Below are 24,192 nucleotides of genomic sequence, written 5' to 3' on the forward strand. Positions count from 1 at the left end.
GGCGGGGGCGGCGGCCGGGGCGGCGGCCGCGGCGGCCGTGGGGGCGGCTGCGGCCGGGGCGGCGGGGGTGGCGGACTGGGCCATGGGGAGCTCCGGAAAGGGTCGGTCCTCCGTGCGGGGAGGTCGGCCGGGCCGGGCCCGGGCCCCACGGGGTGGGATCCGGGCCCGGAGCCTGGTGGTGGACACGGCGTCCCTGCCGGGACGGGGCCCCGGTGGCGCCGGGCAGGTGGTTACGCCGGGCGGTGGCGGTGGACCGGGCCCAGGGGGGAGCCGTCCACCGGGCGGGCCAGGGAGGCCGACCAGTTGCCGTCCAGGTCGAGGTCGTCGATCTGCCAGCTGCTGACCTCCCCCTGGTAGCCGTGCTCCACCTCGACCGGCCCCGCCGTGCCCGGGCTGACGTCCAGGGCGTTGAGGTCGATGCCGAGCAGCCCCAGCCCGACCCCCTTCAGCACGGCCTCCTTGCGGGTCCACACCCGGTGGAAGGCGGCGGTGCGCTCCGGACCGGCCGGCAGCGACAGGATGTAGGCGTGCTCGGCGGGGGCGAGCACCACACTGGCGAGGGAGCCCGACTCGACGGGCCGCAGCGCCTCGACGTCCACGCCGATCCAGTCCCCCGCGTGCAGGGCCAGCACCCCGCAGCCGCTCGTGCGGGTCAGGCTCACCGCGAGCCCGACGGCGGGGCTGGCCACGGCCGGCGGGCCGTGCTCGAGGTCTCCGCAGCCGGGGCAGACGCGGCGGCCGAGGGCCACCGTACGGGCCTCCACCCCCAGCAGCGCTCCGATGGCGCGGCGGGCACCGGCCCGCGTGCGGACGAAGGCGGCGGCGTCCTTCTCGGCCCGGTAGCGGCGGGCGCGCACCTGCTCGACCTCGTCGAGCAGGTCGAAGTCCGCCTGGTCCACGCGGTCCTCGAGCGGCCACCACCACACGTGCGCCTCGCCCGTGGCGCGCAGTCTCGCGGCCTCCCGTGCAGCCGGTCCCGGCACGGGCAGTACACCGGTCGTGGCGGTGTGGTCGATGCGGCCGCGCACGGCGGTCAGGGTTTGGCTCGTCATCGGGTCCTCCTCTCCCCCTTGAGGGCGTTGTCAGGTCAGTCCGCCCAGGCGCAGGAGCAGGTCCTTCACCTCGGTGGCGTGGTAGCGGGGCCGTTCCTCGGACGGGTCCGAGCACAGCAGGACGGGGGCGTCCCGGTCGTCGCCGGGCAGCCGTCCGTGGCTGCCCCGGACACAGCCCGGGTCGAGGGGCACCACCTGGAGCGGTGCGCGCATCCCCGCCTTCTTCTTCAGCACCGCGAGCGCCGCCTTCGCCTTGGCCGCCGGATCGGCGGGGTCGAAGAACAGCTCGGCCGGGTCGTAGCCCGGCTTGCGGTGGATCTCGACGCCGCGCGCGAAGTCGGGGGCGCGCTGGTCGTCGAGCCAGTAGTAGTACGTGAACCAGGCGTCGGGTTCCGACACGGCGACGAGCTCGCCGGCGTTCGGGTGGTCGATGCCGTAGTCGGCCTGCTGGGTCCGGTCCCAGACCTCGTCGACGCCGTCCAGGGCCTTCAGTACGTCGCGCACGCGCGGGATGTCGGCCGGGTCGGCCACGTAGACGTGGGCGGCCTGGTGGTCGGCGACGGCGAACGCCCGGGACGTGTACGGGTCGAGGTACTCCATCCCGCGCTGGGCGTAGACCGACAGCAGTCCCTCGCGGCGCAGCGCGCGGTTGACGTCCACGGGCCGGCTGACCGGTGAGATGCCGTACTCGCTGAGCGCGACGACGGTGGTGCCGCGCTCGCGCAGGGCGTCGAGGAGCGGGCCGAGGGCGGCGTCGGCCTCGCGGGCGGCCCGGACGGCCTCGGGGCTGTCGGGGCCGTACCGCTGGAGGTCGTAGTCGAGGTGCGGGACGTAGATGAAGGACAGGTCGGGGTCGCGGGTGTCCGCCACGTGCAGGGCGGCGCCGGCGATCCACCGGGTGGAGGTGAGCGAGGCCGTCGGGCCCCAGTAGTTGAAGAGCGGGAACTCGCCCTGGCGGTCGGTCAGTTCATCGCGCAGGGCGGCCGGGACGGTGTAGCAGTCCGGGGCCTTGCGGCCGTCGTAGTGGTAGACGGGCCGGGGGGTCAGCACGGTGTCGACGTCCGCGCCCATGGCCCACCACCAGCACAGGTAGGCCGTGGTGTGGTCCGGGTCGTGGCGGCGGGCGGCCTGCCAGACCTTCTCGCCCCGGACGAGGGCGTTGTGCTGGCGCCACATCATCACTTCGCCGTGGTCGCGGAAGTACCAGCCGTTGCCGACGGCCCCGTGTTCGCGGGGCAGCGTGCCGGTGGTGAGGGTGGCCTGGACGGTGGCGGTGACGGCCGGGAACACCGTGTCGAGCGGGGCGCCGAAGCCCTGTTCGCCGATGGCCCGGACGTTCGGCATGTGCGGCAGCAGCCGGGGCGTCAGGCCGACGGTGCACAGGACGGCGGTCTTCTTCCGCCGGGGGGAGGGGGTCATGAGCCGGGCTCCTTCTGCGCGGCGGGGGCCGTCGGGGTCAGGTCGAGGGGGGTCAGCCCGAGTGCGGTCAGCTCGCGGGCCGTCCAGGCGAGTTCGGCGGCGATGCCCCGGGCGAGGCCGGCCGCGCCGACGGGCCGCGCGTCCTCGGGCAGCACGGACCAGGTGTACGTCTCCACCTCGATGTGGTCGGTGACGGCGTGGTCCCCGCCGAACAGCGCCCGCAGGGTGTCCCGCAGGACCGGCGCGGTGGAGGCCAGCGGCGGGGCGGGTTCCTCGTGCAGCGGCACGTGGTAGTGGATGCGCCACGGGGCCTTGCCGGGCAGGGCTCCGGCCAGGGCGGGGCCGAGGTCGTCGGAGCCGAGGAGCGCCGAGCCGTCCGGCCCGGCCTCGCGGGTCTGGTGCAGGAAGCGCGGCTCGGCGAAGGCGGCCAGCGCCTCCCGTACGCGGGGGTCGTGCGGGTCGGCGGCCTCCAGGGCGCTGGAGGCCTGGAGCTTGACCACCTGGAGCCCGGCCGCCAGCAGCCGGCCGACGGCGGTGCCGGGATCCTCGTGGGCGACGGCGAGGTGGCAGGCGTCCAGGCAGAGGCCGATCCGGTCGTGGTCGACGTCGGACAACACCTCGATGGCCTGCTCGGTGGTCTCGGCGACGCAGCCCGGCTCGGGCTCGACGGCGACGCGCACGGTCCGGCCGGTCTCCTCCTCGATCCGGGCGAGGCCGGCGGCGAGTGCCTGGAGGTGGCGGGCGGCGGCGGCCGTACGGGTGCGCGACCAGGCGGTGCGCCAGGCCAGCGGCAGGGTGGAGACCGAACCGCGCTCGGCGTCGTCGGGCAGCAGTCCCGCCAGGATCCGGGCCAGGTTCAGCGTGTAGTCGAGCCGGGCGGGCTCCGACCAGTCCGGGTAGTACACGGCCCGCTTGACCACGGGGGCGTGGAAGCCCCGGTAGGGGAAGCCGTTGAGGGTCACCGTCTCCAGTCCGCGCGCGGTGAGCTCCCCCCGCAGCCGGGTGACGGCGGCCGGGTCGGCGGCGAGGGCCGCCGCGGCGTCCACGGGCAGCCACAGGCCGAGGCCGACGACGGGTTCGCCGGCAGCCCGGCGGACCGGTTCGGCGTACGTGTCGAGCTGGGCGGTGATCCCTTCCAGGGTTTCGGCCGGGTGCACGTTGGTGCAGTAGGCGAGGTGGACGGCCGTGCCGTCGGGGTGGCGGAAGCGCATCAGGCGGTTCCTCTTTCCTGATCAGTTTCCGCCGCGGGCGATGGAGTTGCCCGCGTAGAGGCCTGCGGCCTGTACGTCCGTGTACCCGTCGAGGCCGAGCCGGCCCGACTGGCCGTAGAAGGCCACCGGGTTGCGCCACAGCACGCGGTCCACGTCGTCCTCGTCGAAGCCGGCGGCGAGCATGGCCTCGGCGGTGGCGCGGGTGAGCAGCGGGTCGCTGTGGCCCCAGTCGGCGGCGGAGTTGACGAGGATCCGCTCCGTGCCGTGTTCCTCGAGGACGGCGACCATGCGGTCGGGGGTCATCTTGGTGTCGGGGTAGATGGAGAAGCCCATCCAGCAGCCGGAGTCGCGGACCTCGCGGACGGTGACCTCGTTGAGGTGGTCGAGGACGACGTGCCCGGCGTCGATGCCCGATTCGCGGATCACGGCCAGGGAGCGGCTGGTGCCGCCGGCCTTGTCGCGGTGCGGGGTGTGGACGAGGGCCGGCAGGCCGAACTCGACGGCGAGGGCGAGCTGGACGGCGAAGGCGTGGTCCTCGGCCTCGGTGACCGTGTCGTAGCCGATCTCGCCGACCGCCACGACCCCGTCCTTGGCGAGGTAGCGGGGCAGCAGGTCCAGGACGGGGGTGCAGCGCGGGTCGTTCGCCTCCTTGGGGTTGAGGCCGATGGTGCAGTGGTGGCTGATGCCGAACTGCGCGGCGCGGTAGGGCTCCCAGCCGAGGAGGGCGTCGAAGTAGTCGGTGAAGCTGGCGGGCGAGGTACGGGGCTGGCCCAGCCAGAACGCGGGCTCGACCAGCGCGCGCACGCCGGCGGCGTGCATCGCTCGGTAGTCGTCCGTGGTGCGGGACGTCATGTGGATGTGCGGGTCGAAGATGCGCATGGTCGGGCTCCGGTCAGGGGTCGGTGGTGGCGTCAGTGGTCGGCGGGCGCCGGTGGCGTGGCCGCGGAGGCGTCCCGGGGCGCCGCGGTCCGGTGGACCGGGGCGGTCACGGCGCCAGGGACCACAGGTCGGCCGGTACGGCGCGGTCGGCGGCGCGCCGCTCGGCGGCGAACCCGTGGGCCATCCGGGCCAGTTCGGCGTCGCGGCGTTCGTTCAGGCCGGCGACCTTGGCCAGCGGGATCCCGGTGAACAGGCACTTGAGGACGGCCTGGCGCCAGCGGTACTGGTCGAGGTGGGCGCGGGCGTAGGGGCCCAGCGCCGCGGCGATGAGCCGGTTGTCGTTGGTGCGCACGGCGTCGTCGGTGAGGTGCACCGCGCGGTCGCCGACCGGCAGGAACGGCAGGGCGCGCAGCACGCCGCGGCGTTCGGCGGCGTCGCCGTGCGCGTACCGTTCGGCGGCCTCCCCGGCCAGGGCGGCGCCGGTGGTCCCGTAGCGGGTCAGGGCCAGCAGCAGCACGGTGCGTACGGCGTCCTCGACGGCCCAGTCGGCCCAGCCGGGCAGGGAGCCGCGGCCGTACTCGCGCCCGGCGGCGGGGAAGCGGCGGTCCAGGGCGGCGGGGCCCTCGGCGGCCACGGCGTCCACGGCGGCGGTGAGCCGCAGGCGGTGTTCCTGGTCGAGGACGGAGCGCAGGGACTCCCGGAGGGTGCGCAGGGTCAGGGCGTCGTGTACGGCGCCGTCCGCGCTCGCGGCTGCTGCGGCGGGCGGGGCGAGGGTGGGGGCGGTCATACCGGTACGGCCTCCTTCTGTGGAGCCTGCTGCTGCGGGCGCCGGCCGGCGGCCGCGTGCAGGAACGCGATGCTGTGGCGGGCCGACTCCGCTCCGGCGTGGCTGTGGCGCGGGAGTTCGACGGAGACGAGCCCCTGGTAGCCGGCGTCGGCGAGGGCGCCGAGGACGGGCGGGAAGTCGATCTCCCCCTCGCCGAAGGGGAGGTGTTCGTGGGTGCCCCGGCGCATGTCCTCGATCTGGACGTGGGCGAGGCGGTCGGCGGCCAGGGCCACGCAGTCGGCGACGGGCCAGGGCTCCAGGCAGCGGCAGTGGCCGAGGTCGAGGGTCAGCCGGAAGCGGTCCGGCCGGCCCAGGGCGGCCAGCAGCCGGCGGTAGCCGGTGAGGTCGGCGACGAGCATGCCCGGCTCCGGCTCGAAGGCCAGGTCGATCCCGGCGTCCTCGGCGTGGGCGACGGTCTCGGCGCAGCCGTCGACCAGCCGCTGCCAGGCCTGCTCGCCGGTGGTGCCCGGGTCGGGGGCGCCGCTCCAGAAGTGCACGGCGCCGGCGCCCAGTTCGGCGCCGATGGCGACGGCCCGGCGCAGCAGGCCCAGGCGCAGCCGCCGGCCCTCGGGCTCGGCGGACAGCAGCGTGGGGCGGTGCTTGCGGCGCGGGTCGAGGAGGTAGCGGGCGCCGGTCTCCACGACGACGGCCAGGCCGGTGGCGTCCAGGGCGCGGCGGACCTCCTCCACGCGGGCGGCGAGGTCGGGGGCGTACGGGTCCAGGTGCTGGTGGTCCAGGGTCAGCGCGACGCCCTCGTAGCCGAGGTCGGCGAGCAGCCGCAGGGCGTCGCCGAGCCGGTGGTCGGCGAGGCCGTTGGTGCCGTACGAGAACCGGAGCGCGGCGGGGCCGCTCATGTCGGGGAGACCTTCCTGGCGAGCCGCCGCACCAGCGGCAGGGCGGCGGCGAGCGGGACGGCGACGCGGGGGGCGCCGGCCCGGGCGGCGAGCGCGGCCTGGAGGGGCAGCAGCGCGTGGATGCCGGCGCCGACGGCCCGGCGCACCTCGGGGGCCGCGGGGTGGCGCACGGCCGCCGCGAGGGCGGGGCCGTAGCCGGCGCCGTACAGGGCGAGGGCGGCGCCCTGGGCGGGGCCGGCGGTACGGGTGAGGGTGGCGGCGGCCGCGGCGGCGGACGCCAGCGCGGTCAGGGCCGCCTCGCGGGGCGGGGCTCCGGCGACCTCGTGGCGGCTGAGCCGGGTCAGGGCCAGGGTGTGGCCCGCGACGGCGGCCGCGGGCGCGAGGGCCGCCCGGGCCGGTCCGGGGCCGGTGCCGTGCAGGACGTCCAGGGCCCGGGCGGCGGCCATCACGGCGGGACCGAGCGGGGTCTTCTTGGCCCCGAGGTCGTAGGCCCACACCGCGGCGGCCAGGGGCAGGGTGCGCCGCAGGACGGTACGGGGCCCGCCCGCGAGGGCGGCGGCGCCCAGGCCTGCGGCGGTGAGCGCGGCGGCCGTGGTGAGGGCGGCGCGGGGGCTGATCCGGCCCGACGGCAGGGGGCGTTCGGGCCGTTCGAGGGCGTCCTGCTCCCGGTCGGCCCAGTCGTTGAGGGCCATGCCCGCCCAGTAGAGGCAGACGGAGGAGCCGGCCAGGCCCAGGGTGCGGGGGCCGGTGCCGCGTCCGGCGGCCAGGGCCCCGGCGAGGACGTCGCCGGGGACGGTGATCGCGGCGGGCGCCCGCAGCAGCTCGGCGTAGGCGCGCAGGGTGCGCCGGGCGCGGAAGGCCCGGCCGGGGAAGGGCGGCAGGCGCAGCGGTCCGGCGGAGGCCTGGGAGGCGGGGCGGGCCGTCCGCCCGGCCGCGGCGGCGGTCGCCGCGGGGCTCACGGCGGGACCCGCTGCCGGGCTCACGGCCGGGCCCCGGTCAGCGGTCGCGGGCGGGACGGGGCGGTGGCCGGTACGGCTGGGGCGGTGGCCCAGGTACGCAGGGCCTCGTACTGGAGGGTGAGGTTGTGCTCGGTGGAGCCCGACGGGTCCTTGAAGAAGAAGCCCAGGGCGGCCAGCGCCCCGGCCTCGCCGCGGCGGCCCGCCAGCGCGGTGAGCCGTACGAGGTCCAGGACCAGCGGGGCGGCCAGCGCCGAGTCGCAGCCCTGCCAGGTGAACTGCATGGTCATGCGGACGCCGAGGAAGCCCTCGAAGGAGATGTGGTCCCAGGCGGTCTTCCACTCCCCCATCTCGGGGACGTTGTCGATGTGGACCTGGCCCTCGACGGCGTGGCCGACGGTCTCCTCGAGGCTGCGCTGCTTCGACTCGGTCTTGGAGCGGGCGGCCGCCGGGTCGGCGAGGGTCGCTCCGTCTCCGCCGCCGAGCAGGTTGGTGCCGGACCAGGAGCGCAGGCGCAGCGCGCGCTGGGTGAACATGGGCGCGAGGGCGCTCTTGACGAGGGTCTCGCCGGTCTTGCCGTCGCGGCCGGCGTGCGGGACGCGGCGTAGCCGGGCCAGTTCCTCCAGGGCGGGCAGGGCGGCGCCCGCCGAAGGGGTGAAGTTGACGTAGGAGAAGCCCGCGGTGAAGGCGGCGTAGGCGTAGAGGGAGCTGGCGGGCAGGGTGACCGTGCCCGCGGCGAGGCCCGCTTCGAGGGCGGCGAGGTCCAGGAAGGCCGGGTCGGGTTCGGGCAGCGGCTCCGTGGAGGAGACGTTGACGACGACCACCTGTTCCAGGGCGTGCCGGTCGCGGAAGGAGGCCATGTCCGCGGCGAGGCGGGCCGCGGTCTCGGACTGGGCCTCGCCGGCGTGCGGGGATCCGTCGCGGATCTCCAGTTCGGCGGCGGCCAGCGGGGTGTCCAGCGCCTTCAGCACGGACGCGGGCAGTACCCCCGCGTCCACGAGCTGCCCGGCCCTCGCCGCCAGCGGGGTGTCGACGACGTCGTGGCCGCCGAACACCAGGTCGGCGAGGGCCGGGAGGGGCGCGTCACGGAAGGGGGCGGTCTCGGTGACGCACCCGACGGGGGAGGCGGCACCCGCGACGATGGCGGCGGTGCCGGCGACGGCGGCCGTGGCGACCGAGCCTCGCGCGCCGACCATCCAGACGCCGATTCGGGGTGCTGATCCGGTCGTGTCTCGCATGGTGTGCCAATCCTCCTGAGCCGAAAGGAACGTGGGGGCCGGGATGTGGGGGGTCCGGGGCCGGTCCGGCGGACGGGCCCCGGCGGGGGTCACTTGCCCAGGTCGGCCGGGTGGGGCCAGACGTCGAAGGCCGCGGTGACCTTGGAGTCGGAGCGGCACAGCCACTTGGCGGTGACCTTGTTGACCACGTGCCTGGGCAGGTGCTTGTTGTCGTTGGCGTCGTTGACCGGCTTGCCGATCGACTGGAGCTCCCAGGCCGTGCCCGCGAGGCGGTTGATGTGGGCCCAGAAGCGGCGGTCGATGTTCAGCAGCTGGAAGGACTGCAGGTAGGCGTGCCAGCGGTGGTAGGCCTGGGTGGGGGTCGGCGGCGTGTAGTTCATCATGTGGACCTTGTTGCCGGCCGGGCGGCGCGGGTCGAAGAGGGTGCCCTGGCCGAACTCCTGGAAGGCGAAGACCAGACCCTTGGGGTCGTGGCCGTACCACTTGTCGTAGACCTTCTTCTGCTCGCGGGAGAGCAGTTCGAAGTGGGCGCGGTTCGGCTGGATGATCTCCATCCAGCTGCGCGGGTAGCGGCCGCCCTGGCGGGTGGCGAGCCAGGCGTCGTACGACTTGGTGAACCCGCCGAAGGGGGCCGTGATCGCGGCGACCGCGGCCTTCATCTCCGCGGTCGGCGTGTAGTACGACATCTCGTCGTAGTCGTACCAGAACTCGCTCGCCCAGCGGTCGCCCACCAGGCCCTCGACCTTGGGGAGCTCCGGGCGGTGGCGGCCGTGTGCGGCGGCCGGCGCGGCACCGACGAGGCCGACGGTGGCGGCGGCCCCGGCGACGCCGAGGGCGGTCCGCAGGACGCTCCTCCGGTCCATGGAGTTGAGCGGCATGGTCGTGCTCCTTCAGGGTCTGGCGCGGATGCGGACGGGCATTCGGGAGACTGCGATGACCTGTACTTTTCCGTGGCCGGCTATGGCCGCTCTATACGTCCCGTACGTCCGCGCGAGCTGCGGGAACGCAACCGCGCAGGCCCCCGGTGCGGGGCCTGCGCGGGCTGGAGCGGCGGGCCTGCTACGCGTCGAGCGGATTGCGGCGCAGGGCGGGCGAGAACAGCGCGAGGAGGGCGGTGAGGCCCATGGCGGCGCTGAGCCCGAGGACGGTACGGGTGGGCCCGAAAGCCTCGAGGGCGAAGCCGGCGGCGACCGGGCCCGCGGCCATGGCTCCGCCGCCGACCAGCATCGCGAGGGAGTTGGCCCTGCCCCGCATCCGGTCCGGGGCGACGCGGACCATGAAGACCCCTCCGGCCACGTTGAAGACGCCGCCGACGTACCCGCTGGCCGCGAACAGGGCGCCGAGGGCGAAGGGGTCGCGCAGGACCGCGACGGGCACCATCAGCACGGTCCAGACGGCCAGTCCGCCGAGGACCAGGGCGCGCAGCGAGAACCGGGTGGCCCACCAGCCGCCGCTGAGGGCGCCGACGAGTCCGCCGGCCCCGCTCAGGGACAGGACGAGGCCGATCTCGAACTGCGATCCGTGGTTCTCCTGGATCCCGGTCATGACGGCGAGGTTGAGGCCCTGGAAGAGGACGTTGGAGACGGCCACGGCGGCCATGACGGCGCGCAGGAAGTGCTGGCGCCACATCCAGACGAGCCCCTCCTTGACGTCCGCGAGCAGGTCGGGGCGCGGACCGGTGCGCTCGGTCTGGAGCTTGCCGCGGACCCCGAACAGCAGGGCCACGGAGGCGAGCTGGCCGGCCAGCGCCGCCACGTAGGGGAAGGAGGCGCCGAGGGCGACCAGGCCGCTGCCCAGCGGCTGGCCGGCGATGGCCGCGCCGCGGGTCCTCGCCTCGTTTCCGGTGAGGGCGGCGGGCAGCTGCCCGGCGGGGACGACCGCGGGGACCGCGGCCCGCTCGGCCAGCTGGTGCAGGACGCCGAGGGTGCCCTCCACGAAGGCGGCGGCGAGCAGGGCCCACAGCCAGACGTGGCCGCTGAGCAGCAGGGCGGCGACGGCTCCCGCGACCAGTGCCTGGCCGAGGCCGGCGCCGAGCATGATCCGGCGCCGGTCCCAGCGGTCCACGAGGGCGCCGCCGGGGAGCTGGACGAGGAGCTGCGGGAGGAGCAGGGCGGTGCCGACCAGGCCGGCGTCGCCGGGTGAGCCGGTGAGCCAGAGCACGGTGAGGGGGTAGGCCACCGCGGTGGCCCGCCCGGCGAGCAGCGACAGTCCGGCGCCGCCCCAGAGCAGGGAGAAGTCCCGGTTCCGCCGCAGCGGCACGACCTCCGTCGCGGCGCCGCCGCCGGCCTCCGCCCCGGCTTTCGCCGCGTCCTCGGCGCCGGCCCGGGAACCGGACCCGGCGTCCGCTCCGGCCTTCGGGGCGGCCGTGGCTCGCTCCGCGGGCCCGGTGTCAGGGGTGTCTTCGGCGTTCGTGGTGCCCTCGGCCTGGTGCCACGGGAGGACCGCCGGGTCCGTCACCGTCTTCGGCGGCGGGGTCACCGTACGGCCAGTGCGGGACGCGGCCCGGCGAGGTCGTCCGCGGTGTCCCGCGGACCGGAGTGGGTGTACTCCAGCACGGCCATGGCGCTGTGCATCTTGTTGGTGGCCTGGGCGAAGGCGATGCTCCGCGGCCCGTCCAGCACCTCCGCGGTGACCTCCTCGCCCCGGTGGGCGGGCAGGTCGTGCATGAAGACCGCCTGCGGGCTGTCCTTCCACAGGTCCTCCGTGACCTGGAACGGGGCGAAGACCTCCCGCCAGTTCGCGTCCGGCTTCTCGGTGCCCGTGGTCTGCCAGCGCGTCGTGTAGACGACGTCGAAGCCCCCGGGCAGCGCCTCCATGTCGTGCCGCTCCGCGAGCACGGCGCCCGTGCGCCCGGCCCGCGCCAGCGCCCGGCGCGTGATGGAGGGGGACAGCCCGTAGCCGGGCGGGGTGCGGACCTCGAAGTGGACGCCCGGGAACCGGGTGAGGGCCAGGGCCAGGGCGGCGGCGGTGTTGTTGCCCTCGCCGGCGTACAGGACGCGCAGCCCCTCGATCCGGCCGAAGTGGCGCAGCAGGGTGGTGAGGTCGGTGAGGGCCTGCGTGGGGTGCTCCTCGGCGCTCATCGCGTTGACGACGGCCATCCGGTCCTGGGCGGCCCAGCCGCGCAGCTCCGCTTCGGGGCCGGCGGTGCGGGCGACGAGGACGTCGAGCATCCCGGACAGGACGCGGCCGGTGTCCTCGACGGACTCCCCGGTGTTCAGCTGGAGGTCGCCGGGGCCGTAGGCGACGGTCCGGGCGCCCACGCGCAGCGCCCCGGAGGAGAAGGCGGTGCGCGTGCGGGTGGAGGTCTTGGCGAAGTAGATGCCGGCGACGAGGCCTTCGAGCGCGTCGGAGCCGGTGGCGGTGCCCGCCGAGAACTCGGCGCCGCGCTCGACGATCCGGAGCAGGTCCCGGTCGGTGAGGTCGTCGATGGAGATCAGGTGGCGGGCGGGGCGGCGGCCCTGCCGGTCGGTGGTGTGCGGGTCCATCGGATCAGCCCTTCCGGGGGTGGTGTGCGCCGTCCTGGCGGGCGGCGGCTTCGAGCGCGGTGGCGGTCTGGGCGACCGTGTGGTGGCGCAGCGCGGTGGCCAGGTCGAGGGCCAGGCCGTGCCGGCGGGCGGTGACGAGCAGCGGTGCCACCAGCAGCGAGTCGCCGCCGAGGTCGCGGAAGTCGTCGTGGACGCCGACCTGTTCGAGGCCGAGGACCTCGGACCAGACCTCGGCGAGCACCTTTTCCAGGTCGGTGCGGGGGGCGGTGTGGGGCAGCGGGGTCGCGGTGGCCCGGCGGGAGGCCAGGGCGGCCTTGTCGCGCTTGCCGTTCGCGGTCAGGGGCAGCCGGTCGACGACGGTGACGGTGGCCGGGATGACGGCGGCGGGCAGGACGGTGCGCAGCCGGTCGCGCAGGGCGGGGACCTCGACGGCCGCTCCGTCCGCGGGGACCACCCAGGCGGCGAGCCGCTTGCCGCCGTCGGCGGCGTCCACGGGAGCGACGAGTGCCTCCCGTACGGCCGGGTCGGCGGTCAGGGCCGCTTCGGCCTCGCCGGGTTCGACGCGGTGACCGCGGATCTTGACCTGCTCGTCGGCGCGCCCGGTGAACTCCAGGATGCCGCCGGGCAGGACGCGGGCCAGGTCGCCGGTGCGGTAGATGCGGGTGCCGGGGAGCCCGTACGGGTCCGGCAGGAACGATGCGGCGGTGAGTGCGGGCTGTCCGGCGTAGCCGCGGGCCAGTCCTTCGCCGCCGAGCCAGACCTCGCCGGCGATCCCGTCGGGCACCGGCCGCAGCCGCTCGTCCAGGATCCGCAGCAGCACGCCGGGCAGCTGGGAGCCCAGCGGGACGAGCGTGCGCCCGGTGTTCGGGCGTACGTACCCGAAGGTGGCGGCGACGGTGGCCTCGGTGGGCCCGTACTCGGCGCCGAGCAGCATCCCCCCGCCGGCCGCGGCGATCCGGGCGGAGACCCGCTCGGCCTGGGCGGTCGGGTAGGCGTCGCCGGCGCAGACGGTGATCCCGGCGAGGCCGCCGAGTTCGGCGTCGGTCAGCTGGGCCTCCAGCAGGCGGAGGTGGCCCGGGGTGAGTCCGACGAAGGAGTACGGGGCTCCGGCCAGCAGCAGCGGCCCGAACTCCCCCGGCTGCCAGCTCTGGGGCAGCAGGTGCACCCGCTGCCCGGTCAGCAGCGGCGCGTACAGGGCGGGCAGGCCCAGGTCGAAGCCGACCGAGGTGAACCAGGGGGCGCCGCCCGCGCCCGCCTCCGTGTAGGCCCGTACGGCCCAGTCGAGGTAGTGGGCGAGCGAGCGGTGGCTGATCTCGACGCCCTTGGGGGTGCCGGTGGAGCCGGAGGTGTGCAGGACGTAGGCGAGCCGGTCCGGGTCCAGGTCCAGGCCCAGGGGGCTGCCGTCGCCCTCGTGGGAGACCTCCGCGACGGCCAGGACCCGCCCCTCGGGCAGGATCCCGGCGAAGCGGCCGGCGTACGGGGCCTCGGTGAGGGCCAGTTCGAAGCCGAGCCCGGCGATCCGCGCGTCCGGGGTGCAGGGGTCGACCGGCAGCTGCGCCGCGCCGGCCTTCCACACCCCGAGCAGGGCGGCCACCAGCTCGGGCCCGCGGTCCAGCAGGACGGCGACCCGGGTCTCGGGGCCGGCGCCGAGCGCGCGCAGCCTGCGGGCGATCCGGTTGGCCCGCTCGTCGAGTTCGGCGTACGAGGTGCCGGAGGTGCCCGCGCCGGTGAGGGCGGTGGCCCAGGGGGTGCGGGCGGCCTGCGCCTCGAAGCCGGCGAGTACGTCGGCCGGGGTGTCGGGGTGCGGCAGGGGCGGCGCGGCCAGGCGGGCCTTCTCGTAGGCGGTGGGGAAGGCGCCGGTGGCGTCCCCGCCGGCCCCGGTGCGGGCCATGTCGGCGAGCACCGCCCGGTAGAGCCCGGCGAGCCGTTCGGCGTTGGCCTTGGCGAGGGTCCTCGTACGGGAGGCGATCGACAGGTGGCCGCGGACCGGGGTGCCGACGACGAGCGGGAACTCGTTGGGGCTGTCGTCGCGGCTGGCCATGATGTCGATGAGCTCCACGTCGACCTGGTGGAAGTCCAGGTAGTGGAAGAGCACGTCGATGAGGTGGCTCTCGCCGCCGGGCACGCGCATGGCGGGCATGGGGTAGCGGCGGTGCGGCCACAGCGACACCTCGCGGGCGAACACCTCCTGGGCCATTTCGCCCCAGGTGGCGGCGCCCTTGCGGTACGGGAAGGGCACGGAGTTGAGGTACATGCCGGAGACCCGCTCGGCGCCGGCCTCCTCGGGACGGGCGTCGGCGACCATGCCGCCGCGGAACGCCCCGGCGCGGGTCAGCATCGACAGGACCTTGCTGTGCGCGGCGTGCAGGACGCTCTTGTACGGGACCTGCGCGGCGGAGGCGAGGGCGCGCAGGCCCGGCTGGACCTCGGCGAGGTCGATGTCGACGCGGTACCGCTCGTCGGCGCCGTGCGGGTCGCCGCCCCAGCCGGTGGGGATGGTGAACTTCTCGTGGGCGTCGACCAGTTCCCGCCAGTAGTCGCGGTCCCCGGCGTCGGCCAGGGAGCGCAGTTCGCCGGCGATGAAGTCGGCGTAGCGCACCGCCGGTACCGGCGGGGCCGGTTCGGGTCGGCCGCCGGCGCGCAGCGCGTGGTAGGCGCGGAGCATCTCCATCAGCTGGGAGTGGTAGCTCCAGCCCTCGATGACGGGGTGGCACTCGGTGATGGACAGCCACCAGCTCTCGTCGTCGACGAGGTGGACGGCCATCCGCATGAGGGGGGCGGTGGTGAGGTCGAACAGCTCCTCGCGGTCGCGGTCGGCGAACGACCAGAGGGTGGCCTCGCGTGCGTCGCGCGGCAGGTGGCGCAGGTCCTCGAAGACGCAGGGCATGGCGACGGTGCCGACGGCGTGGACCAGCTGGAGCGGCTCGCTGTAGCCGGCCATGGCGAAGGAGGTCCGCATCACCTCGTGGCGTTCGACGATCAGGTCGGCGGCCCGCTGGAACAGCTCGGGGTCGAAGGGGAGCGCGTCGCGGATCCGGAAGGAGGTGATGTTGTGGTAGCGGTTCTCGCCGCTGCGGCCGTGCATCTCGACCAGCATGCCCGCCTGGACCCGGGAGACCGGGTAGGCGTCGGTGACGTCGGCGGGCAGGGTGAGCCGGTCGTCCTCGCTGATCAGGGCGAAGGGGGCGACGGGCCCGTCGGCGCGTTCGGCGGAGCCGTCGCCGGCCTGGTCGCCGAGGGCGGCGCGCAGCCGGGCGACGGTGCGGTGCTCGAAGACGTCGCGGACGCTGGTCTCCCAGCCGGCCTCGCGCAGGGCGCCGACGAGGGAGACGGCCCGGATGGAGTCGCCGCCGAGGTCGAAGTAGTTGTCGTGGACGCCGACCGCCTCCAGGCCGAGCACCTCGGCCCAGACCGCGGCGATGGAGGCCTCGGCGGCGTCGCGGGCCTCGACGTGCTCGCCGACGGTGGTGGCCTCGCGGCCGGGGGCGGGCAGGGCCCGCCGGTCCAGCTTGCCGTTGGCGGTCAGCGGGAGGGCGTCCAGGCGCAGGTAGGCGGAGGGGATCATGTAGGGGGGCAGGGCCTCGGCGAGGGCCTCCTTGAGGGCGGCGGGGGCCAGGCCGGCCTCGTCGGCGCCGGCGGCGGGCACGACGTAGGCGACGAGCTGCTTGTCTCCGGGGCTGTCCTCGCGGACGAGGGCGACGGCCTCGCCGACGGCCGGCAGCGCGGTGAGGGCGGTCTCGATCTCGCCGAGTTCGATGCGGTAGCCGCGCAGTTTGACCTGGTGGTCGATGCGGGCGACGAAGTCGAGGCTCCCGTCGGGCAGGACGCGGGCGAGGTCGCCGGTGCGGTAGATGCGGGTGCCGGGGGCGCCGTACGGGTCGGGCAGGAAGCGCTCGGCGGTCAGGTCGGGGCGGCCGGCGTAGCCGCGGGCCAGGCCGGTGCCGCCGATCCACACCTCGCCGGGGACGCCGACGGGCAGCGGCCGCAGCCGCTCGTCCAGGACGTACATGGTGGTGTGGGGGATGGCCCGGCCGATGGAGACCAGCTCGGTGGCGACGGGGCCGCGGGGGGCGCCGTCCGCGGCGAGGAAGTGGGCGGAGTTGCCGACGGTGATCTCGGTGGGGCCGTACTCGGCGGCGAGCCGGGTGCCGCCGGGTCCCGCGGCGGCGGCCCAGCGCTCGGCGAGGCGGTGGGTGAAGGAGTCGCCGGCGGCGATGACCAGCCCGGCCAGGTCGCGGACCTGCGCGGGGTCGAGCTGCTGGGAGAGCAGGTCCAGGTGGCCGGGGGTGAGCTTGATGAAGGCGTACGGTCCCCCGGCGGCGAGCAGCGCGCCCAGGTCGGCGGTGTCGAAGTCCTGCGGGAGCAGGTGCACGCTCTGCCCGGTCATCAGGGGCGCGTACAGGTCGGGGACGCCGAGGTCGAAGGCGACGGAGGAGAACAGGGGCGCGCCGCCGGTGCCGGCCGAGGCGTAGGCGCCGGCCGTCCAGGTGAGGTAGTTGGCCAGGCCCCGGTGGCCGATGAGGACGCCCTTGGGCCTGCCGGTGGAGCCGGAGGTGTAGATGACGTAGGCGAGCTGGTCGAGGTCGTACGCGGCCGGCAGCTCGGCCTCGGCGGTGGCGAGCGCGGTCCGCTCGGCCGGGTCGTCCACCACCACGAGCTGCGGGCCGTCGAAGCGGCCGGCGTGCCGGGTCTGGGTGATGACCAGGCGGGTGCCGGTGTCGCCGAGCATGAAGGAGATGCGCTCGTCCGGGTAGCCCGGGTCGATCGGCACGTACGCGGCCGCGGCCCGCCAGACGCCCAGGAGTGCGGCGACGAGGTCGGGCCCGCGGTCCAGGAGCACGCCGACGGTCTCGTCGGGGCGCACGCCGAGCTGGAGCAGGCGGCGGGCGAACCGGTCGGCGCGGGCGTCGAGTTCGGCGTAGGTGAGCTCGCCGGCGGCGTGCCGGACGGCGACCGCGCCGGGGGTGGCGGCGGCCCGCTCGGCGATGGTCTCGAAGACGGGCCGCAGGGCGGCGGCGTCCACGGGGGCGCCGACCGGCTCGGCCGGGCCGTCGAGCAGCAGGGCGCGCTCGGCGTCGCCGATGAACTCCAGGGTGGACAGGGGGGCGTCGGGGCGCTCGGCGGCGGCGGCGAGCAGCGCCGCGTAGTGGCCGGTGATCCGCTCGGCGGTGGCGGCCTCGAACAGGTCGGTGGCGTACTCCAGGGCGCCGTGCAGGGATCCGTCGGGGCGCTCGGCGAGGTGCATGGTCAGGTCGAAGCGGGCGATCCGGCCGACGGCGGCGACCGGACCGACGGTGAGGCCGGGCAGCTCGGGGCTGTCGGTGCCCTGGCCGGAGGCCAGGTCGAACATCACCTGGAAGAGCGGGGTGGTGGACAGGTCGCGTGCGGGCTCCAGCTCGTCGGCGATCCTGTCGAAGGGGGTGTCCTGGTGGTCGAAGGCGTCCAGGACGGCGGTGCGGTTGCCGGCGAGCAGCTCGCGGAAGGCGGGGTCGCCCTCCCAGCGGCCGCGCAGGACGAGGCTGTTGTAGGCGTAGCCGGCCATCTGCCGCAGTTCGGGGCGGGTGCGGCCGGAGACGGCGGTGCCGACGCTGACGTCCTGCTTGCCGGTGTAGCGGCCCAGCAGCGCCTGGTAGGCGCTGAGCAGGACCATGAAGAGGGTGGCGCCCTCCTGTTCGGCGAGGGTGCGCAGCCGCGCGGCGGTGGCGGCCGGCACGTCGAACTCGGCGACGGCGCCGGCCCAGCCGCGCACGGAGGGGCGGGGCCGGTCGGTGGGCAGGCCGAGGGGTTCGGTGCCGGCGAGCTGTCCGCGCCACCAGTCGAGGGCCGCCTCGGCGGCGGGGCCGGACTGGCGGGCGTTCATCCAGGCCGCGTAGTCGGCGTACTGGACGGGCGGCTCGGGGAGTACGCCGTCCAGCGGGCCGGTGACGGTGCCCGCGGCCCGGTAGCAGGCGGCGAGGTCGGCGAGGATCAGCGGCCGGGTCAGCGCGTCGCAGGCGATGTGGTGCATGACCACGACCAGGACGTGGTCGTCGGCGGCCAGGCGCAGCAGGCGCACCCGCAGCGGGGCCTGGGCGGCCAGGTCGAACACCTCGCCGGCGCGGGCCTGGGCGAAGGCGGCCGCGGCGGCGTCCCGGTCGGCTTCGGCGACCCCGGTGGCCTCGGTGACCGCGTAGTCGACCGGGCCGGCCGGGTCGACGACCTGGCGGGGCTCGGCGCCGTCGAGGAGGTAGCGGGTGCGCAGGATCTCGTGGCGGGCGGCCAGGGCGTCGAAGGAGCGGCGCAGGGCGCTCTCGTCGAGGGTGCCGCGCAGCCGGTGGGCGAGCGGCAGCAGGTACTCGGGGCTGTCCGGGTCGAACTGGTGCAGGAACCACAGCTGGCGCTGGCCGGCGGAGAGCGCCAGCGGCGCCCCGCGGTCGGCGCGCGGGATCCCGGTGCGGACCGGGCCGCGGCCCGCGGCCCGGCCCGCGCGTCCGGCGAGCCGTCTGCGCAGCAGTTCCGCCCGCAGCTCGTCCTGCGTGGGTGCGGTGGGTGCGGTCACGGCTGGTACTCCCTGTGGGCGATGGCGAGTTCGGCGTGGTCGAGGGTCTCGATCTCGAGGCGCACGGCCTCCTCGACGGCGGCGGCGAGACCGGCGACGGTGGGGTGCTCGAAGACGGCGCGCAGGGGCATCTCGACGTCGAACTCCTCGTGGAGGCGGGCGATGACGCGGGCGGCGAGGACGGAGTTCCCGCCGATCCGGAAGAAGCCCTGGCGGGCGCCGATCCGGCGGGCGGTGCCGTCCTCCCCGGCGAGGACCTCGGCCCAGATCCCGGCGACGATCTCCTCGACCGGGCCCTCGGGCGCGGTGTACGGCTCGTCGCGGAGGGCGGCGGCGAGGTCGGGGGCGGGCAGGGCAGCGGTGTCGACCTTGTTGTGCCGGGTGAGCGGGATGTGCGGTACGGGCACCAGCAGCGCGGGGACCATGTAGTCCGGCAGGCGGCGGGCGCAGTGGTCGAGGAGTTCGGAGTCGCCGGGCGGGTTGGTGCCGCGCGGGACCCAGTAGCCGATCAGTGCGGCGGTGGGGCCGCTGCCGTGCACGACGACCGCGCAGTGGGCGACGCCGGGGTGTTCGGCGAGGACGCCCTGCACCTCGCCGGTCTCCACGCGGCGGCCGCGGATCTTGGCCTGGCCGTCGGCGCGGCCGGCGAACTCCAGGGTGCCGTCGGGCAGCATCCGGGCGCGGTCGCCGGTGCGGTAGAGGCGTGCGCCGGGGGCGCCGTACGGGTCGGGGACGAAGGCGGCCGCGGTCAGGTCGGGGCGGCCGTGGTAGCCGCGGGCCAGGCCGGCGCCGCCGACGCAGAGTTCGCCGGTGGTGCCGTACGGGACCGGTTCCAGGTACGCGTCGAGGACGCGGGCGGTGACGTGCGGGTAGGCGCGGCCGACGGGGACGGCGGTGGCGGTGTCGTGGGCGTCCCAGCGGGTGGCGGCGATGGTCGTCTCGGTGAGCCCGTACTCGTTGACGAACCGCAGCAGCCGGCGGGACAGGTCCCGGGCCAGGGCGGGCGGGCAGGGCTCGCCGCCGGTCTGGCCGACGAGCGGACGGCGGCCGAGGCCGGCGTCGATGAGCATCTGCCAGTGCGGCGGGGCGACCTGGAGGTGGCTGACGCCGTGCTCCTCGATGAGCCGCAGCTGCGCGGCGTGGTCGGTGAGGTCCGGCTCCTGGGCCAGGACCACCCGGCCGCCGGCGACGAGCGGCATCAGCAGCTCGGTGCAGGAGATGTCGAAGGTCGGCTGGGCCAGGGCCAGCCAGGCGTCGTCGGGGCCCTGGCCGAAGTCCAGGTGGGCCTGGGAGGCGCGGAGCATCGCCAGCAGGGTGCGGTGCTCGACGGCGACGCCCTTGGGCCGTCCCGTGGAGCCGGAGGTGTACATGACGTACGCCAGCCGGGCGGGGTCGGCCGGTGCCTCCGGCGGTGTGGCGGGCCAGGACGGCAGCCCCTCGGTGTGCTGCCCGCCGGGGCCCCCGGCCGGGGGTGCGGTACGGGCCCAGGAGGCGAGTCCCTCGGCGGCCAGGGCGGGGTCGCTGCACGCCGCGAGGGCGGCGGCGCCGGCCCCGAACCCTGGGGCCCCGGCGGGGACCGGCCCCGAGGAAGCACGCTGCGCACCGCCGGAGGCCAGGGCGGCGAGGCGCTCGTCGGTGTCCACCGCCAGCCAGGGGCCGTCGTGGTGGCCGCGCAGCCGGGTGGCGCCGTCCAGGTCGGAGACCAGCAGGGTGGCCGCGGCGTCCTGGAGGACGTAGCCGAGGCGGTCGTCGGGGGCCGCCGGGTCGAGCGGTACGTAGGCGGCGCCGGCCTTCCAGGTGCCGAGGTAGGCGGCGATCAGGTCGGGGGTGCGCCCCAGCATCACGGCGACGGTCGTCTCGGGGCCCGCGCCCAGTTCCCGCAGCCGCTGCCCGAAGGCCTCGGCGCGGCGCTCCAGCCGGGCGTAGCTCCAGCTCTCGCCGCCGCAGACGACGGCGGTCTCGTCCGGGGAGCGGCGGGCCACGGCCGCGATCGCGGTGTGCACGGCGTCCTCGCCGGTCCGGCCGGCGCCGGGCTCGGGCGCGCCGGGGCCGAGCGCCAGGATCTCCGTACGCAGGGCGTCGGGGAGCAGGGCGGCGCGGCCGAGGCGGACGTCGGGGTCGGCGGTGACGGACTCGAGGAGGCGGACCCAGCCGGCCGCGAACCGTTCGACGGTGGCGGCGTCGAAGAGGGAGGTGGCGTACTCGACGAGGCCGAGGAGGGAGCCGTCGGCCTGCCGCTGCACGACGAAGGTGAGGTCGGTGCGGGCGGAGCGCCAGGCGCCGCGGAAGGCGTCGACGTCGTCGCCGGTGGTGGCGGCGCCGGTGCGCCCTTCCTCGTGCAGGTCGAACATGACCTGGTAGAGGGGGGTGCGGCCGGGGTCGCGGGCCTCGTCCAGTGCGGCGACGAGCCGGTCGAAGGGCAGGTCCTGGTGGGCGAAGGCGGCGCGGGCGGTGTCGCGTACCCGGACCAGGGCCTCGCCGAAGGTGGCGTCGGCCGGGGCGTCGCAGCGCATGACCAGGGTGTTGAGGAAGAAGCCCACGACGTCGGCGACCTCCGGCCGCTCGCGTCCGGCGACGGGCACGCCGACCGGCACGTCCCACTGGCCGGTGAGGCGGGCCACGAGGGTCCCGAAGACGGTCAGCAGGGTCTGCTGGAGCGTCGCGCCGTGGCCGCGCCCGAGGGCGGCGGCCCGCTCGGCCAGTTCGGCGGGGACGGTGAACACGTGGGCGGCGCCGAGCCCGTCGCGGACGGCGGGCCGGGGGCGGTCGGCGGGCAGGTCGACGGGCAGGATCCCGTCCAGGGCCTGCTTCCAGTACGCGAGTTCCGCGTCGGCGGCGGCCCCGGCCAGCCGGCGCCGCTGGTGGGCGGCGTGGTCGGCGTACTGCACCGGCAGGGCGGGCAGTCCGGCCGCGGTGCCGTGGTGCGCGGCCTCGGCGAGGGCCGGCAGGTCGCGTCCGAGGACGACGGAGGACCAGCCGTCGCAGGCGATGTGGTGGATGGACAGCACGAGGTGCAGGGAGTCGGTCCCGCGCACGCCGAGCGCACGCCAGACCGGTCCCTCCTCCAGGTCGAAGGGGCGGGTGAACTCGTCCTCGATCAGGGCGCCCCGGGCGGCCGCGGTCTCGGCGCGGGTGGTGCGCAGCTCGACGCGGGCCTCGGCGTCGGTGATCTGCACGGGCTCGGCGCCGCGCAGGACGTAGCGGGTGCGCAGGATCTCGTGGCGTTCGGCGAGGGCGGTCAGGGCGGCCGCGACGGTCTCGTCCGTGTACTCCCCGGGCAGGGTGATGAAGACGGGGGCGTTCCACTCGGCGCTGCCCGGGCGCATCCGGTCCATCAGCCACAGGCCCTGCTGTCCGGGCGACAGGGGCAGGCCCTCCGCGGGGCGCGGCACGGGCCGGACGGTCTCGTCGTCGGCGTCGGCGCCGTCGTCCGCGGCCGCGCCGGGACCGGCGGGGGACAGCGCCGGGGCGTCGGCGAGCAGGGCGGCCTGGGCCTCCACGGTGGTGGCGGTGAACAGGGCGCGGAGCGGGACCCGGGTTCCGGCGGCGGCCGACAGGGCCTCGGCGAGCCTGCTGAGGAGCAGGGAGGCCCCGCCGAGCTGGAAGAAGTCGTTGGTGGCGCCGATCTGCGCGGCGGGGATGCCGAGGAGGGCGGACCACTGCTCGGCGACGACCCGTTCGGCGGGGGTGCGCACCGCGACGTGCGCGCCCTCGGCGGCGGAGGCGGCTGCGGAGGCGGGGTCGGGCAGGGCGGAACGGTCGATCTTGCCGTTCGCGGTGAGCGGGAACTCGGTGACGGGCACGTAGAGGGACGGGATCAGCGGGTCGGGCAGGGCCCGGCGCAGGAAGGTGCGCAGTTCCTCGGGGCGCAGCAGCTCGCCCCGGGACTGGACCCAGGCCACGAGGCGGTGCCCGCCGGAGCCGTCGGGGACGGCGGCGGCGACGGCCGCGCGCACCCAGGGGTGGGCGGCGAGGGCAACCTCGACCTCGCCGGTCTCGATGCGGACGCCGTTGACCTTGACCTGGTGGTCGAGGCGGCCGAGGTACTCCAGGGTGCCGTCGGCCAGCCAGCGGACGCGGTCGCCGGTGCGGTAGAGGCGCTCGCCGGGCGGGCCGTAGGGGTCGGGCACGAAGCGTTCGGCGGTCTGGCCGGGCCGGCCCTGGTAGCCGAGGGCGAGGCCGATGCCGCCGGCGTGCAGCTCGCCGGGGACGCCGACCGGGACGGGCCGGCCGGCCGCGTCGAGGACCAGGGCGCGCATGTGGGCGATGGGGCGGCCGATGGGGACGGCTCCGGTCTGCTGGGCCGGGTCCCACCGGTGCTCGGTGACGTCGACGGAGGCCTCGGTGGGCCCGTACGTGTTCCAGATCTCGGCGCGCGGGGCCAGCTCGGCCAGCGCCCGGCACAGTTCGGCGTGCAGCGGCTCGCCCGCGCTGAAGATCAGCCGCAGGGCTCCGGCGTCCTCCCAGCCGGACTGCTCGACCAGGCGCCGGTAGACGGAGGGCACGCCCTGCAGGACGGTGACCCCGTGGTCGGCGACGGCGCGCAGCAGGGCGGCGGGGTCGCGTTCGGCGTCCTCGGGGGCGACGGCCACCGCCCCGCCGCTGATCAGCGGGGAGAAGAGCTCCAGGCCCGCGGCGTCGAAGCCGATGGTGGTCTTGAGCAGGAAGCGGTCGGCGGCGCCCAGCTTGTGGCGGTGGGCCAGCCAGCGGACCCGGTTGGCTATGCCGCCGTGCGGGACCAGGACGCCCTTGGGGCGGCCGGTGGAGCCGGAGGTGTGCAGGATGTACGCGGGCCGCGCGGCGTCCGGGGCGAGCGGGAAGGCGGCGGCTTCCTCGGCCGGTACGGACTCCGGCGCGCCGGCGACGTCGAGGACGGCGGTGCCGGCGGGCAGCCGGGCGGCGGTGCCCCGGCCGGCGAGGACCACGGCCGCGCCGGCGTCCTCCAGCACCAGGGCGAGCCGGGCCTCGGGGTAGCCGGGGTCGAGCGGGACGTAGCCGGCGCCCGCGAACCAGACGCCGAGCAGCGCGGCGACCAGCTCGGGGCCGCGCGGCAGGCAGACACCGACGAAGTCGCCGGGCGCCACGCCCCGGGCGCGCAGGGCCGCGGCGTGGCGGCAGGCGAGGCGGTCCAGGGCGGCGTAGGTGAGGACGGCTCCGTCGGCGCCGAGGACGGCGGGGGCCTGGGGGGTGCGGGCGGCCTGGGCCCTGAACAGGGCGGGCAGCAGCAGACGGCCGGGGGCGGATCCCGACTGCGTACGGTCGTTCACGTTCTCTCCTTCATCGGGATCGGTTGGCGTCGGCCGCGCCCGTGGCCTGGCGGCCGGAGCGGGCCCGGATGCGGGTCCCGGAGGCCGGGGCCCGGGTGCCGGGGCCGGGTTGTCGTCGGGCCCGGAGCCGTGCGGGGGCTTATGCCGCGGGCCGGGAAGCCGGGCCCGGAAGCCGGGGGCCCGGGGGCGGCGGGGTCAGGCCGAGGACGCGGCGGACATGCGGCGGCGCAGGCTGGCGGGGCGCAGGTCGGTCCACACCTCGCTGATCCGGGCGAGGCATTCCTCGCGGGTGCCCTCGGTGCCCTCGGCCCGCCACCCGGCGGGCAGTTCGCGCCCGGCCCACCAGATCGAGTACTGCTCCTCGTCGTTGAGGACGACGCGGTAGCGGGTGTCCTGCCGGCTCTCGTGCTGCTGTTCGCTCATCGCTGTTCCCTTCGCGTGATCAGGTGTGGCCATCCTTGAAGAGG

14 protein-coding genes are annotated in these 24,192 nt (G+C 76.2%); all 14 read right to left on the minus strand.

Features of this window, described 5'->3' with window-relative positions:
• Positions 1-230 precede the first annotated feature (230 nt).
• Entirely contained in the window at positions 231-1,052 is an 822-nt protein-coding gene (locus AB0D45_RS28760; RefSeq protein WP_361610354.1) for a 4'-phosphopantetheinyl transferase superfamily protein, read from the minus strand.
• A 30-nt stretch (positions 1,053-1,082) separates the two neighbouring features.
• Entirely contained in the window at positions 1,083-2,471 is a 1,389-nt protein-coding gene (locus tag AB0D45_RS28765; RefSeq protein WP_362464321.1) for a nucleotide pyrophosphatase/phosphodiesterase family protein, read from the minus strand.
• Positions 2,468-3,682 carry a metabolite traffic protein EboE gene (gene eboE, locus AB0D45_RS28770; RefSeq protein WP_362464323.1) on the minus strand — a complete coding sequence of 405 codons (1,215 nt, stop codon included), beginning with the start codon at positions 3,680-3,682 and terminating at the stop codon, positions 2,468-2,470. Before eboE ends, AB0D45_RS28765 begins: the two co-directional genes overlap by 4 nt.
• Before the next feature lie 21 nt (positions 3,683-3,703).
• Entirely contained in the window at positions 3,704-4,561 is an 858-nt protein-coding gene (locus tag AB0D45_RS28775; RefSeq protein WP_362464326.1) for a TatD family hydrolase, read from the minus strand.
• A gap of 106 nt (positions 4,562-4,667) precedes the next feature.
• Positions 4,668-5,348, minus strand: a complete 681-nt coding sequence (locus AB0D45_RS28780; protein ID WP_362464328.1) for an EboA domain-containing protein — start codon at positions 5,346-5,348, stop codon at positions 4,668-4,670.
• Positions 5,345-6,241, minus strand: coding sequence for a sugar phosphate isomerase/epimerase family protein (locus AB0D45_RS28785; RefSeq protein WP_361610348.1), 897 nt, complete (start codon positions 6,239-6,241; stop codon positions 5,345-5,347). The genes AB0D45_RS28780 and AB0D45_RS28785 overlap by 4 nt, the downstream gene beginning before the upstream one ends.
• Entirely contained in the window at positions 6,238-7,200 is a 963-nt protein-coding gene (locus tag AB0D45_RS28790) for an SCO3242 family prenyltransferase (protein WP_362464330.1), read from the minus strand. The genes AB0D45_RS28785 and AB0D45_RS28790 overlap by 4 nt, the downstream gene beginning before the upstream one ends.
• A gap of 20 nt (positions 7,201-7,220) precedes the next feature.
• The gene (locus tag AB0D45_RS28795; RefSeq protein WP_362464333.1) at positions 7,221-8,435 is read right to left on the minus strand and encodes an inositol-3-phosphate synthase; all 1,215 of its coding nucleotides are present in this window, start codon (positions 8,433-8,435) and stop codon (positions 7,221-7,223) included.
• Positions 8,436-8,524: 89 nt separating this feature from the next.
• Positions 8,525-9,313, minus strand: a complete 789-nt coding sequence (locus tag AB0D45_RS28800) for a Tat pathway signal sequence domain protein (RefSeq protein WP_361606759.1) — start codon at positions 9,311-9,313, stop codon at positions 8,525-8,527.
• Positions 9,314-9,494: 181 nt separating this feature from the next.
• Complete coding sequence (locus AB0D45_RS28805; protein ID WP_362464335.1) at positions 9,495-10,913, minus strand: MFS transporter; 1,419 nt, start codon at positions 10,911-10,913, stop codon at positions 9,495-9,497.
• Positions 10,910-11,920, minus strand: a complete 1,011-nt coding sequence (locus AB0D45_RS28810; protein WP_361606753.1) for an ornithine carbamoyltransferase — start codon at positions 11,918-11,920, stop codon at positions 10,910-10,912. Before AB0D45_RS28810 ends, AB0D45_RS28805 begins: the two co-directional genes overlap by 4 nt.
• A gap of 4 nt (positions 11,921-11,924) precedes the next feature.
• Complete coding sequence (locus AB0D45_RS28815; RefSeq protein ID WP_362464338.1) at positions 11,925-18,458, minus strand: amino acid adenylation domain-containing protein; 6,534 nt, start codon at positions 18,456-18,458, stop codon at positions 11,925-11,927.
• Positions 18,455-23,725: an amino acid adenylation domain-containing protein gene (locus tag AB0D45_RS28820; protein WP_362464340.1), complete on the minus strand. Its 5,271-nt coding sequence runs from the start codon at positions 23,723-23,725 to the stop codon at positions 18,455-18,457. Before AB0D45_RS28820 ends, AB0D45_RS28815 begins: the two co-directional genes overlap by 4 nt.
• Before the next feature lie 195 nt (positions 23,726-23,920).
• On the minus strand, positions 23,921-24,148 hold the full coding sequence (locus tag AB0D45_RS28825; RefSeq protein WP_362464343.1) for an MbtH family NRPS accessory protein: 228 nt from the start codon (positions 24,146-24,148) through the stop codon (positions 23,921-23,923).
• Positions 24,149-24,192 lie beyond the last annotated feature (44 nt).

This window comes from Streptomyces sp. NPDC048352 (genome assembly GCF_040651895.1).
Lineage (GTDB): Bacteria > Actinomycetota > Actinomycetes > Streptomycetales > Streptomycetaceae > Streptomyces.